This window comes from Pseudoalteromonas sp. J010 (genome assembly GCF_003934235.1).
Classification (GTDB): Bacteria; Pseudomonadota; Gammaproteobacteria; order Enterobacterales; family Alteromonadaceae; genus Pseudoalteromonas; species Pseudoalteromonas peptidolytica.
Map to the genome: position 1 here is coordinate 44,656 of NZ_RDBW01000037.1, position 13,055 is coordinate 57,710.

Below are 13,055 nucleotides of genomic sequence, written 5' to 3' on the forward strand. Positions count from 1 at the left end.
TTGCTGGGCGAGTATTGGTATCGTTATGATGTGGATACTCGCTTTATGGCTTTCTTGTATCTTTGTTATGTGAAGATTGACTGTCCTTTTCAGGCGACGTTGGCTCAAATGGTTTTAGCTGATCATCGATCTTTTTTTTCATTTCAAACTTTGCCGAGTATTTGAGTAAAGCGATATTGCTCCAAATGACGCCCAGCACACCGACGATAATTAACACAACTTGCCAAGTCTCGAGCTGTTCACCCATGGTAAATCCTTAAAAATAGTAAATTTTCAAATTTGTTTTGAAATAGGTGGGCATTTTACCTCGACTGTTGATATTATTCACCACCTAGTCATTTCGCGATAATTATGCTGCATATATTTACATTCTGAGGATAATAGCGCATTCATGGAACAAGTGTTAATTTGGCCTGCCCAATACCCTATGTTACTGAAAGGGTTAATCGAACAAAACGGTGCTTACATTCTAGATGCCATAGAGGCATGGCCGAATTGCCAACAAATAAAAGACGAGCAGGGGGTAACCACTACGATACTTCCTCCGCTGTTTTATCTTGCCTGGCTCAGGCCGTTGGAACCTTTTGAAGCTTGCTACTTTCAACATATTGACGATTATGACGACAAGCAACGCCAATATGTTAATAGTGTAACGCGACATATCGAAGAAAACGGTGTTGAACAAGATGAATTAATCAAGACACTTATCCAGCGTTTAGGACAGTATTCAAATATCCAAATGCAGCTCCAAAACCAGAGCTTGTCTTTTATTGAATTGCTGTGCGAAAAGCAATTTGAAAAAACACTGATATGGTTGATAGAAGTGGGTATTCAGTTTGCACCAGAAGAAGTTGTATCTCTTTGGTGTAACAGTGAAGAAGCAATTCATGCTACTTTGCTTGATAATTTAGAAACCTGTGTACGTGACCGTGATGAGACAGCGAAGCTTGCGACAGATGGTTTATTGGATGGCCGTCAAACATTCGAGTTGCTATGCGCTATGTGCGACCAAGGTGAAGTGGCAAAGCAATTGGAGCAAGCACTGTTATTTCAGCTCACACAGCAGCAAGTTAAACAATCCGCTATTCTCACGCTGGTTAATCAAGGAGCAAAAGGGGTAGCAAAAGATAGTAAAGGGCGCTCAGCAATTATGCTGGCTATTGAAAATGGTTTTGTAAGTGCTGTTGAGCCGATGCTGACGTACCATAATGTCAACGAACTTGACGAGTGTGGACGAAACTTTATGCACTATGCCGCAGCATCTAACTCAGCGGCTATGATAGACATGATTTTTGATCATGGAGACGATCCTACATTAGCCGATATTTACGGTGATACCCCATATCGAGTTGCCATGAAACAACAGGCGCTAACGTCAAAGCAAACGTTTGAGCAACGTGGGATAATCGAACTATCCAATGATGCAAAGTATCAAAAAATCAAAACGGTTCACATGCTCTATGCCTTTGCCGCAATTTTATTACCGTTGCAATTATTTCTCTTTTTTACCGATGAGGTCGATGAAAAAACCATTGCGACTTTGGTCACTACGGCAGCATCGATTGGGATATTTGCAATAGCAAGACGAAAGCGCAGCAATCCTTTATATCCAAATAACTCGACGCCTTGGTCGTTACTTGGCGTAAACGCACTGGCTTGGGTGAGTATTGGAATACAAATTTTATTCTCTGTTTTGGTATTAATCGCAGTGCTGTCTTTGCGATAGTGGCATAGTCACAATTTTACCTTCTTATACCGACTTAATACTTGTCAGCATTGAGCAAGTATTAAGTCAGTCAGGGGCTGGGCTTAAGTGATGAGTTCAGCCTCAAAAAATATATCACTGATCTTGGCTATGTTCGTGCGCTGCTTTCTCATCTGCTAGATCTTCTTTTAACTTCCTAATCTTTAAGCCTAACTCTTGACCTCTGTGCCTTGCATAATAAGTACAACCGATAAACATCGACGTTGCTAGCGCTATTTCTAGTAATACTAAAAGCAACTCATCGGGAGAGATCCACAAGAGTGTGAATCCGTGGATGAAGTAAAACATAACGATAAAATTAGCCCATGCGTATGTGTATGGTTTGTCTTGGAGTATCCCCTTGAGCGGAAGTAACAGCGGTAAAACGTAAACCGCGAAGACAAAACCTAAGCTATAACCTTCTCTTGGTGCGAGTACAAAAAGCCACAATGGCATCAAAATTAATAGCCCAAAGTAACCTATTAGCGCCAAGAGCTGAAAGCGTTTTGTGATAGGCTTTTTTGCAATAGTGTTCATTTCAACTTTTCCGCTACACGCAGTAACCGACAGGCAGCTGCGCGACAAATTTTAATTTCTGTTTGAGTAAGCACGGTACTATTCTGGCTCCCAGAAATATGTGTTGCACCATAGGGAGTACCGCCACTTTCTGTTGCTAATAACTCGGGTACATCATAGGGTACTCCAAGTAACATCATGCCATGATGCAGTAAAGGAAGTGATAGGTTGAGTAAAGTAGCTTCGTTGCCGCCGTGCATGCTGCTTGATGACGAAAAGACGCATGCGGGTTTATCGATTAACGCGCCTTTCAGCCACAAATCACTGGTCGTTTCCCAAAATGCTTTTGCTTGAGATGCCATCATTCCAAATCGAGTGGGGGTACCAAAGGCTAACGCATCACAGCTGACTAAATCTTGCTTGGAAACTACGGCATCATGCTCTTGACGTTTTTCAAATACCCGCACCACAGCGTTGCCACCTTGGGCGACAATAGTGTCTGCAAACTCATGAGCCATGTTTGCCACAGAGCCATGGCTGGAGTGATATAAAACGAGAACGGTAGCCATTAGAGAATTTCAAGTACCGACTCGGGTGGTCTACCAATCGCCGCTTTATTGTCATTAACAACAATTGGGCGCTCAATGAGTTTAGGGTTTTCAAGCATCGCTTTACGAAGTTGTGCTTCATCTGTTTCTTTAGATAACCCTAGCTCTTTGTATAACGTCTCTTTGCTACGCACCAATTGATGAGCAGAGCTAAAACCAAGCTTTGTAAGTAGCGCCGAGAGCGTTTCTTCATCCAGAGGCGTTTTTAAGTATTCGATTACTGTGGGGCTAATGCCATTGGACTCTAGTAGCGCCAGAGTTTCACGTGATTTTGAACAACGTGGATTATGATATATTTCGATAGACATTATTTAAGCTCTATTTTAGTAATGTTGGACTCTGCCTGATCATAACGTAATGTCTAGTTGACGAAAAGCTAAGTAAAAGGAAATCGGCTTTAATTCTACAGTTTTAAAGCCGAGATGGTATGAAAGGCTGACAAGATTACAACTTGGCAATTTCTTTTTGCATATTTCTATATTGGCTCAGTAATGCCTTGAGTCGCGTCCGTTTAATGTCCTCATTATCTTGAACGTGGTTAAGCGCACGTTGTACTTCATCTGCTGCCTTACTAAATGCGCCATACTGTGAGTATACACTGGCTTTTGACTCATGATATGCCGCTTTGTTATCCAAAAACTCGTAGGCTTGTGTGAGAAGATCCCTTGCTAAAATATGATCCGGTTTCTCTAATAGGAAAATTTTTAGCAGCTGCTCTGCCAGTTCATACTGTTTTGCTTTAATTGCTGCGTTTGCATAGTTAAGCGTGATCACCTGATTGTTAGGCCGTAGTTGATGTTGAGCACTGAGCATTTCAACTGCTTTTTGCGGGGCATCGGTAGCGATAAGGTAATCGGTATATACATCTAAGTAAAACAAGTTGTTTGGCTCTTTTGCCAACAACTCATCTAGCAGCTTACCTGACTCTTGATATTGCTTTGTGTCTAACAGTGCGATGGCAAGACCATATTTGATAGCACGTTTATCTAACTTTTGGGACTGCTGAAGTTGATTTTGAAAAAATGCAACGGCTGTTTCGTCATCATAATAATAGCGGGCCAGTACTCGACTCTTTGCAAGGGCATAGGAAAGACTTGAAGAATAATGTTTCTTTTCAAACTGCTGAGCTCTCAAGCGCACATCCGACACTCGGCTGTCAGGCAGTGGGTGGGTGAGTAAAAAAGCTGGAGGCTTATTTTTAAAGCGTATTTGGTCAGATAGTTTGGTTAAAAACTCGCTGGCTGCGTTAGGGTCAAAACCCGCTTTGTAGAGTGTATTCATACCAAAGCGATCAGCTTCTTGCTCAGCTTTGCGGCTATGAGTTAGCTGGTTTAATGAGGACTGTGTCTGACTTGCCGATAAAATTGCAATACCCGCATCGGGAGCTACTACGGTTGCCAAGATACCGGTAATGAGTCCGGCGATTGTTAATGCGCTATTGTCTTGAGCATTTTGTACTCGTCGAGCTAAGTGGCGTTGAGTGACGTGTGCAATTTCGTGCCCAATGACTGAGGCCAGTTGGCTCTCGTTATCAGACTGTGCAATTAGCCCTGTGTGTACTCCTACGTGACCACCATAAAATGCAAAGGCGTTGATGTCTTTGTTGTTTATCCAAAAAAAGGTAAACGGGAAGCGGACATCGTTAGCATTGGCAACAAGGCGGTTGCCCAAGCTGGTCAAATACTCTTCCAGCACAGGATCGCCAACCACAGGAGAGCGAGAGCGAAGCTGCATCATCATCACTTCGCCTATTGCTTGTTCTTTTTCAATCGGCAACACTTGCAACGCGGAAGTGCCAAGATCGGGTAATTTTAATTCGGTTTGTGCAACACTCGAATGTGTCGTTACGAGTGCACATGTTAATAATATTGAGTTTAACAGGGGTCTAAACTGCATTCTAATCCCTTTTAAGGTCCTCTCCGAGCATTATTCTAGCGAGGTCAACTTCGTCATGGCATGCTCGAGCATCTTTTTCGCAAAGTTGGTAAAAGTCTTTTATTGAGACCCCATCAACTCCTGTGATGTTCAATTCTTTTTGCAAAAAGCTAATGGTCATATGCAATACTTTGTGAGCATGCAGGATAAGGGCTTTGTCGGCAATGTCACCGCGTTCAAAATAAAATGCAATGAACTTATGTAATTGATTGATACGAAGCAAGTTTTTCATGGTATGAGGATCCCATACACGAAACTCTAAAAATCGATTATCTTTTACATAAGCGTCAATTCTGGTACCTTTTGCTATTGGATATGCCCAAAGTTCAAAACCACGGTCAGTAAACACTTGATGTAAAGCTATTTTTGGTTTGTTTTCACATTGAATAATCCCACTATCATCTTCGTATCCCCCTAATAGCTCAAGATTCCAATTTCGTTTGTCTAATAATCGCTTCACTGCATTATCAAAGCCATGATGGAGCAGTCCCTCACATTCGCTGACCGCAGAGGCTACAAGATGATAAAATGGTGGAAGCTCGCCCCAATTTATTTGTTTTTTGTACCAATTTATTTCTTTTAATGTTGGATTGGCTGGCAATTGGGCCTTATTATTAACGCCTGGCATTAAGATTCCCAAAAAGTAGAATATGTTACTAARAATAAACCATCAACGCCTTGAGGGCTACCGTATTGACTGAATTGTGTAGCGGTCCAGAGCCAAAATCTGTTCATGATCTTAGAGGGTTAACTTGTCCAGCCCTGTTTGTACAATTTAAGTGGCGCCTGAAGCACCACAATTATACACTGGGCAGACTTAAATTATTGTTAAACCAAGCGCAAGATTTAACAGATATTACCCATTATTTAGACGGAGTTGCTGTGAAGTACCGAATAATTGAATTGGAAAACGGCGAGATGTATTTGGAGATCGCGGATGTTTGAGTTAGTAAAAGCATGGTATATCAAAAAGTTTTCTGATCCGCACTCGGTGACACTGTTGTTGCTTTTGGTTGCAACTGTGGCGCTACTGTACTTTTTTGGTAGCTATGTGATGCCAGTATTGGTCGCTATTGTGATCGCATACTTATTAGAATGGCCAGTTAATAAGCTTGCGCGGATCACTGGCAGCCGGTTGGTGTCTGTTATCTTAGTGATGGCAGCATTTGCCAGCATCGCTTTAGGGCTAGTATTTGGTATCGTTCCTGTGCTTTGGCAACAACTGAGTAATCTGTTGCAAGAAAGTCCAACAATGATTGAAGAGGGTAAGGACTTCCTTTTACACTTACCGGAATATTACCCGACGTTGATTTCTACGACTCAAGTACAAGCCATTGTGACATCAGTCGAGAATAAAATACTGGAATTAGGGGAGATCCTTGTTTCAGCCTCGCTTACTTCATTAAAGGATGTTGTGGCTTGGATGATATACCTAGTACTTGTGCCTTTGCTTGCCTTCTTTATGCTTAAAGACAAAAAAGAGCTGACGTCTGGAATTTCACAAGTTATTCCCAAAGATCGCAAACTTATCTCACAAGTTTGGCATGAGATGGATCAGCAAATAATGAATTACATTCGCGGGAAAGTGTTTGAAATTATCATTGTAGGATTAGTTAGTTATGCCACCTTTTCGTTTTTAGACTTGCGTTATGCAGCGCTCTTGGGGGCGTTAGTTGGGCTCTCTGTTCTAATTCCATTTATCGGGGCCGCGTTAGTGACGCTGCCAGTTGCTGCAGTGGCATTATTCCAATTTGGTCTTGCTCCTGAATTTTGGACTATCGTGATAGCTTATGGTGTTATTCAGGCATTGGATGGCAATGTTTTAGTACCACTGTTATTCTCTGAGGCGGTAGATTTAAACCCAGTGTACATCATTGTTGCTGTGCTGTTTTTTGGTGGCCTTTGGGGTTTTTGGGGGGTGTTTTTCGCCATTCCTTTAGCGTCGCTAGTAAAAGCACTCATCAATGCTTGGTCAAGCAATAACCAAGGGCTGATAGCAAAGCAAGATTAATGGTGCCAAGTGGCGTAGCGGGATCTTCGTCACCAACCGAAAGTTTAATACCGTTCAACATCTGGGCGTACGTTGACACTGAATGAGTCAAAAGCGCCTTATCATGGGATTTGTCTGGCGCCTAAAAATAGGCGCAAGACAAATCATATCGCATTTTAGCTATGCCAAGCTGTTACTGAACGACTCTGCCAGTACTTTCTCTGACTACCATATTTGGTGTAAACACGTGACAAATATCTTTGTCACTATTGCGGTGGCCTCTTGTTTTTGAAAACAGCAGTCGTGCAGCGTGCTCTGAAATGACATTATTTGCTTGGTGAGCTGTAGTGAGCTTGGGCCAAGTTTGGCGCGAGAACGGAGAGTCCTCGAAGCCACTGATCGAAAGTTGGCCTGGGATCTCTATATTCATCAGGCGTGCGGCAAAAAGTGCGCCAGCAGCAACCTCATCATTACCACCTAAAATTGCGGTGATGCTGTTTGGATTACCATCGGCAAGTAAAGATTTTGCACCTTGAACACCAGACTCAAACGAGTAAGTACCATGGTAGAGTAGGGAGTCATCCGGTTGTATCTTATGAGCTGCTAGGGCGTCCCTGTAGCCAGCTAAACGCTCGGCGGTTGATTTGTGTTCCTGATCGCCTAAAACAAAAGCTATTTTTTTGTGTCCTAAGCTAATCAAATGCTCTGTAATTTCATAAGCGGCCGCATAATCGTCCACAAAAATACAATTTTTGGCACTGCTTCGTGCTTCTTCAGCTCGACCAGAAAGCAATCGTACGTAATGAATGTCAAGCTCATCTAATAAGTCGATGATAGCTTGTTGCTCTGATAAAGGAGGCGTTAAGACAAGCCCTGCCAAGCGAGAACGTTTGATCATCGTCACCAGTTCATCAGCCATATCTTCCGAGCTAAAACTGCAAGGGTGTATTACCAGCTCATAGCCTTCATCTTTACAACGAGATAACACCCCATTCTGCATATCGATTACATAATATGCGTTGGGATTGTCGTACACTAACCCGATAGCAAATGAAGAAGTACCGGCTAAGTTTCTTGCAGCAATGTTAGGCTGATAGTTTAACTCTTTTACAGCCTGCATTACTTGGTCATAAGTCTTTTGTCTAACTGAAGGTTCTTTATTGATTACCCGCGATACTGTTTTCATTGATACGCCAGCTAATTTGGCGACATCGTTAATAGTGACTTTCATGTAGTTGTTCTTCTATTTACAGGAGTGTGTAGATCATTATTAAGCGCAGAGGAATAGTAGCGTTTTATGCAAGTTTAAGCTAGCGCACAGTATTCCATTGTAATTACTTATTTGCCATTACGTCTTAATAAAAGGATCATCTATTTTTCTTAGGCTATTTATTATATACAGAATTTAGCACTACATTTCGCAGAAATAAATGAATGATACCGGTGTCAAAAATTTAATTTTAGGTTATTATTCGCAATGTAAAATTGAAAAGAAGCAGTTTGACAGCGTTGTCATTTTGACATAATGTGCTTAATTAAAAGTGTTTCTTTGTTGTTACTTCCTGAAATATAAGGGAGTAACACGCATCTTAGGGGAGTGTGTAATGAGTGGTCGTGTAGAATTGGATAGTTGGCAAAAGCTTCGTCAGTCGGTGCCGCGAGTTGAACAGCAGCATTTAAAAACGATGTTTGACAATGATACCCAACGATTTGATAAGTTTTCTCGTCAAATTGCCGGTGTATTGTTCGACTTCTCCAAGCAACGTGTTGATGACCAAACATTTTCTGAACTGATGCAGCTAGCAGACGAATGTGATGTTGCCGGTTGGCGAGAAAAAATGTTTTCTGGCCAAAAGATCAACATCACTGAAAATCGAGCCGTATTACATACCGCTCTGAGAAATAGAGCCAATACACCTGTTTATGTTGATGGCGTAAACGTCACAGAACAAGTAAATGCGGAATTAGAAAAACTAAAAGCGTTTAGTCAACGAGTTCGATCTGGTGAATGGGTAGGTTACACCGGTAAAGCGGTAAAAAATGTGGTTGCGATAGGGGTTGGTGGCTCAAACCTTGGCCCGCAAATGGTAACGGATGCACTGGCAGCTTATGCTGATGATACTCTTAATGTGCATTATGTCTCTAATGTTGATGGTGTGCAGATAGCGTCGGTACTCAAAGGGCTAGATGCTGAAACAACGCTATTTGTGGTGTCTTCAAAAACCTTTACGACTTCTGAGACCATGACCAATGCAAAGACCGCTGTCGAATGGTTTTTAGAGTCAGCGAATGATAAATCAGCCATAGCAAAGCACTTTGTCGCCGTAAGCACGAATCTAGATAAAACACGTGCATTTGGTATCAGCGATGAAAATGTATTTACCATGTGGGATTGGGTTGGTGGACGCTTTTCGCTTTGGAGTGCAATAGGCTTACCGATTGCGTTATATTTAGGCTTTGATGTGTTTGTTGAAGTGCTTGAAGGTGCATTTGAAGTGGATGAGCATTTTAAAAGTGCCAGTAATCAGGACAACATTCCGTTGCTGATGGCCAGGTGAGCAGGTTGATTACACCACAGTACCTATTATATGGGGAATGACAGGGATTAATGGCCAACATGCGTTTTATCAGTGTCTACATCAAGGTAATGTGATAGTGCCAGCTGACTTCATCGCATCAATTGAGCCTCAACAGCAAGTCGGAAAACATCATGAAATTTTGCTGTCAAACTTCTTTGCGCAAACAGAAGCTATGATGGCAGGTGTAAATGCAGAGCAAGTGCGAACAGATTTAGCTGCTAAAGGTAAATCAGAGTCTGAAATTGATGATTTGATCCCGCACAAAATTCATAAAGGCAACCGTCCAACCTCTTCGTTTATCCTTGATAAAATTGATGCCAAAGCGGTCGGTCGTCTAATAGCACTATATGAGCACAAAATTTTCTGTCAGGGCATTATTTTGAATGTGTGTTCATTTGACCAGTGGGGTGTTGAGCTGGGTAAAGGGTTAGCTTCTAATATAGAAGCTGAGTTAACGCAAGAAGGCATCACTCACCCTCACGATAGCTCTACAGCTGGATTGATGGCTTACTATAAGCAAAAAAGAAAGAATTAACACTTTAAGTGGAACTTAAAGTAAACAGAATACCTTTGAACGGGTAGCGCTGGAGTGCTTAGAGCCTGTATTTTTGTGAGAGGAAATACAGGCTTCTAAGGCTCATTTATACCAAAGTGCATTAAATATCTATTTTGAGACGCGGAGCTAGGCGAATGCTTTACAGCTTAGTTATTTTAAACTGGGAACCTCTAATGCAATAAGCGTCGGGCCTCAGCCTCAAATTGAGTAGATATTAAGTAACACTGGTATTACAGTACGTTGCAATCGAAACATCACCCGTTAGCTAAGTAATTTGGTAGGCTTTGGAGTAGCGCCAAATCGAATAAACAATGCGTGTACAAAGCACGCGCCTAACCTATGAGAGTGAATTATGCTTAATCCTTTTGACATCGTAATTTTTGGTGGGGGGGGTGATTTAGCACTTCGTAAACTCCTACCAGCTTTGTATCGTGCATATCAAGAAGGTAACCTACCTGAGGGCACTCGCATTTTACCGACCGTTCGTGAGCAAAATAAACAACAAGAATTTATCGAAACGACTCATAGTGCGTTACAAACCCATCTCGGCAAAGGTGAATACAACAAAAAAGATTGGTCTGCATTTTCGCAATTTTTAGTTCCTGTTGTTGTGAATGTGACAGAAGGAGATGAATATTGGGATACACTAAAAAATATCTTGGCAGATGGTGAAGAAAAGTCTCGTGTATTCTATTTATCGCTGCCACCTGCGGTATATGGCCGTTGTTGTGAACTGTTGTCAGTTAAAGGGTTAATCACTGAGCACTCTCGTGTTGTTGTGGAAAAACCAATTGGCTATTGCGGCAAATCTGCTGAAGAGATTAACGCTAAAATTGGTGAGTTTTTTGCCGAAGAGCAAGTGTTTCGTATCGACCACTATTTAGGTAAAGAGACAGTACAAAACTTGATGGCGTTGAGGTTTTCAAATGCATTATTTGAAAACCTGTGGGATGCTAAAACGATTGATAATATTCAGATCAGTATTTCAGAAACTGTGGGCTTGGAGAGTCGAGCTGGCTTTTATGACAAAGCAGGTGCGCTTCGCGACATGGTACAAAACCATTTACTGCAATTACTATGTTTGGTTGCGATGGAGTCTCCTCATAAACTCAATGCCAATAGCATCCGTACTGAAAAGCTAAAAGTGTTAGAAGCACTACGACCTCTGGTAGGTGAGCAGGTCGATGATAATGTGGTACGAGGTCAATATGTGCCAGGCGATTTGGAAGGTAAGTTAGTCCCTGGTTATCTCGAAGAGTTAGGTGAAGGTTCAAGTAAAACCGAGACCTTTGTAGCTATCCGCGCACATATAGATAACTGGCGTTGGTCAGGCGTGCCTTTTTATCTAAGAACCGGTAAGCGCATGAAAAAACGCTGCGCTGAAATCGTGGTTGAGTATAAGCCGGTTTCTCACAATGTGTATGGTGACGCGGCAGGCCCTATTCAGCCAAACCGTTTGGTTATTCGACTGCAGCCGGAAGAAAGTATTCAGTTAACGTTAATGTCAAAACGTCTCGATAATCTTGAGATGCAACTTGAGCCTGTAACGCTCAATATTTCCTTAAGTGAAAAGTATAACAATGGTTACCACTCAGACGCCTATAAGCGTCTAATGTTAGACGCAGCAGCGAATAATCCAGCACTGTTTATCCATCGTGATGAGGTGCGCCAAGCATGGCAATGGATAGATCCGATTGTTGAACGTTGGCAAGGTAAAGGTGCACCATCTCTTTATCGCGCTGGTTCATGGGGACCTGAGGATGCAGATGAATTACTAGAAGAAAATAAACATGTCTGGTTTAATGCAGGAGAGCATGCGTAATGGCTAATATCACAGAAAGAGAGTTTGTTTCTAAAGACGAAATGACAGCAGCGCTTACTGAATTGCTGCAAACAGCTCTCTCGGAGGGGATCGCAACAGATGGTAAAGCGGTGTTATTGGTTTCGGGTGGCTCTTCACCTGCACCAGCGTATCGTCATCTGAGTGGTGTCGAGCTTGGCTGGGACAAAATCACGGTTGCTATGGTTGATGAACGTTGGGTAGACGCTGAGCATGAAAAGTCTAACGAAGCATTTATCAAATCGACATTGTTACAAGACAAGGCGTCGGGCGCTCGATTTGTAACAATGAAGAATCGAGCTGCATCGGCAGAAGAGGGCGTGCAAGTGTGTGAGTCTGACTATGCTGCATTGAAACGGCCTTTTGATGTAACGATTCTTGGGATGGGACCTGATGGTCATACTGCGAGCTTATTTCCTAATGCCGATGGGTTAGAACATGCACTAACAACTACCGATACGGTGTGTGCAATCAATGCGCATCAAAGTGAAGTCACAGGAGAGATAACAGAGCGTATGAGTCTATCACTAGCAGGAATAGCTCATTCTAAAACCGTTGTATTATTGATCTCTGGTGAGGAGAAAAAGGCAGTGTATGAAGCTGCAAAGCAACCAGGCTCAGAGTATTCGGTTCCACTACGTGCTGTATTAACTCATCCTGATATTAATTTGACTGTATTTTGGTGCCCTTAACTTCAAGCATACACAAATACATAGCTAAACTATAAGGTCGGCTTGAGAGCCGACCTTATAGTTTGATTTGTGGCTTGAATCTAAAAATTTAGTATCATTGGACATTTAGCAGATAAACGAAAACAATACTTCTTACTTCTTACTTCTTACTTCTTACTTCTTACTTCTTACTTCTTACTTCTTACTTCTTACGAATAACAGCAATAGTTTTTACTTATTTAAAATTAAGCATTGAGCTTATCAGCAAGTCCCATAATGGGGTATTCTAATTTGTGCAAAAGAGAGCAATGACTTACGTGTCAATCGCAGAGTTTATGGGCATTTGTCATAAAAAATTCTCTTAAAATTACTAGACAGGAGTAACCCTCAATACTATAATGACAGCGTTGTCATTGATATTTATTCTCATCTGTAGCTTCTGCCCAAGCCGAATGGGAAAATGAATACACATCCCCTTGTGTGTATTCACCATATTTTGACGTACCTATTTTGACGTACCTATTTTGACGTACCTATTTTGACGTACCTATTTTGACGTACCTATTTTGACGTACCTATTTTGACGTACCTATTTTGACGTACCTATTTTGACGTA

At 41.9% G+C, this 13,055-nt stretch carries 11 protein-coding genes and 1 pseudogene; 5 read left to right on the forward strand and 7 right to left on the reverse strand.

Annotated features, from left to right (window positions below; all coding sequences use genetic code 11):
• Positions 1-43: 43 nt before the first annotated feature.
• Positions 44-247, reverse strand: coding sequence for a DUF2897 family protein (locus EAG18_RS18455; protein WP_125253834.1), 204 nt, complete (start codon positions 245-247; stop codon positions 44-46).
• A gap of 144 nt (positions 248-391) precedes the next feature.
• Between EAG18_RS18455 and EAG18_RS18460 the strand changes: the two genes are divergently transcribed.
• On the forward strand, positions 392-1,726 hold the full coding sequence (locus tag EAG18_RS18460; RefSeq protein WP_125253835.1) for an ankyrin repeat domain-containing protein: 1,335 nt from the start codon (positions 392-394) through the stop codon (positions 1,724-1,726).
• Positions 1,727-1,840: 114 nt separating this feature from the next.
• Here the strand turns inward: EAG18_RS18460 and EAG18_RS18465 are convergent, their stop codons facing one another.
• The 5 genes from EAG18_RS18465 to EAG18_RS18485 all read right to left on the reverse strand — a co-directional run bounded on the left by EAG18_RS18465 (position 1,841) and on the right by EAG18_RS18485 (position 5,431).
• On the reverse strand, positions 1,841-2,281 hold the full coding sequence (locus tag EAG18_RS18465; RefSeq protein ID WP_125253836.1) for a DUF2069 domain-containing protein: 441 nt from the start codon (positions 2,279-2,281) through the stop codon (positions 1,841-1,843).
• Positions 2,278-2,829, reverse strand: coding sequence for an NAD(P)H:quinone oxidoreductase (wrbA, locus tag EAG18_RS18470; protein WP_125253837.1), 552 nt, complete (start codon positions 2,827-2,829; stop codon positions 2,278-2,280). Before wrbA ends, EAG18_RS18465 begins: the two co-directional genes overlap by 4 nt.
• Positions 2,829-3,176 carry an arsenate reductase (glutaredoxin) gene (gene arsC, locus EAG18_RS18475; protein WP_125253838.1) on the reverse strand — a complete coding sequence of 116 codons (348 nt, stop codon included), beginning with the start codon at positions 3,174-3,176 and terminating at the stop codon, positions 2,829-2,831. Before arsC ends, wrbA begins: the two co-directional genes overlap by 1 nt.
• Positions 3,177-3,312: 136 nt before the next feature.
• Complete coding sequence (locus EAG18_RS18480) at positions 3,313-4,764, reverse strand: M48 family metalloprotease (protein WP_125253839.1); 1,452 nt, start codon at positions 4,762-4,764, stop codon at positions 3,313-3,315.
• Position 4,765: 1 nt separating this feature from the next.
• Entirely contained in the window at positions 4,766-5,431 is a 666-nt protein-coding gene (locus EAG18_RS18485; protein ID WP_125253840.1) for a hypothetical protein, read from the reverse strand.
• 309 nt (positions 5,432-5,740) lie between these two features.
• On the opposite strand from EAG18_RS18485, the gene EAG18_RS18495 reads away from it, so the two are divergent.
• The gene (locus tag EAG18_RS18495) at positions 5,741-6,814 is read left to right on the forward strand and encodes an AI-2E family transporter (RefSeq protein ID WP_125253842.1); all 1,074 of its coding nucleotides are present in this window, start codon (positions 5,741-5,743) and stop codon (positions 6,812-6,814) included.
• Between the two features lie 172 nt (positions 6,815-6,986).
• Here EAG18_RS18495 and EAG18_RS18500 read toward each other — a convergent pair whose 3' ends face one another.
• Entirely contained in the window at positions 6,987-8,024 is a 1,038-nt protein-coding gene (locus tag EAG18_RS18500) for a LacI family DNA-binding transcriptional regulator (RefSeq protein WP_125253843.1), read from the reverse strand.
• Positions 8,025-8,397: 373 nt separating this feature from the next.
• Here EAG18_RS18500 and EAG18_RS18505 point away from each other — a divergent pair.
• From EAG18_RS18505 to pgl, 3 genes and pseudogenes are all read left to right on the forward strand, one after another.
• Positions 8,398-9,907 (forward strand): annotated as a pseudogene (locus tag EAG18_RS18505) (glucose-6-phosphate isomerase).
• A 373-nt stretch (positions 9,908-10,280) separates the two neighbouring features.
• Positions 10,281-11,750: a glucose-6-phosphate dehydrogenase gene (gene zwf / locus EAG18_RS18510; protein WP_125253844.1), complete on the forward strand. Its 1,470-nt coding sequence runs from the start codon at positions 10,281-10,283 to the stop codon at positions 11,748-11,750.
• A complete protein-coding gene (gene pgl, locus EAG18_RS18515; RefSeq protein WP_125253845.1) occupies positions 11,750-12,460 on the forward strand; it encodes a 6-phosphogluconolactonase in 711 nt (236 codons plus the stop codon). Before zwf ends, pgl begins: the two co-directional genes overlap by 1 nt.
• Positions 12,461-13,055: the final 595 nt, after the last annotated feature.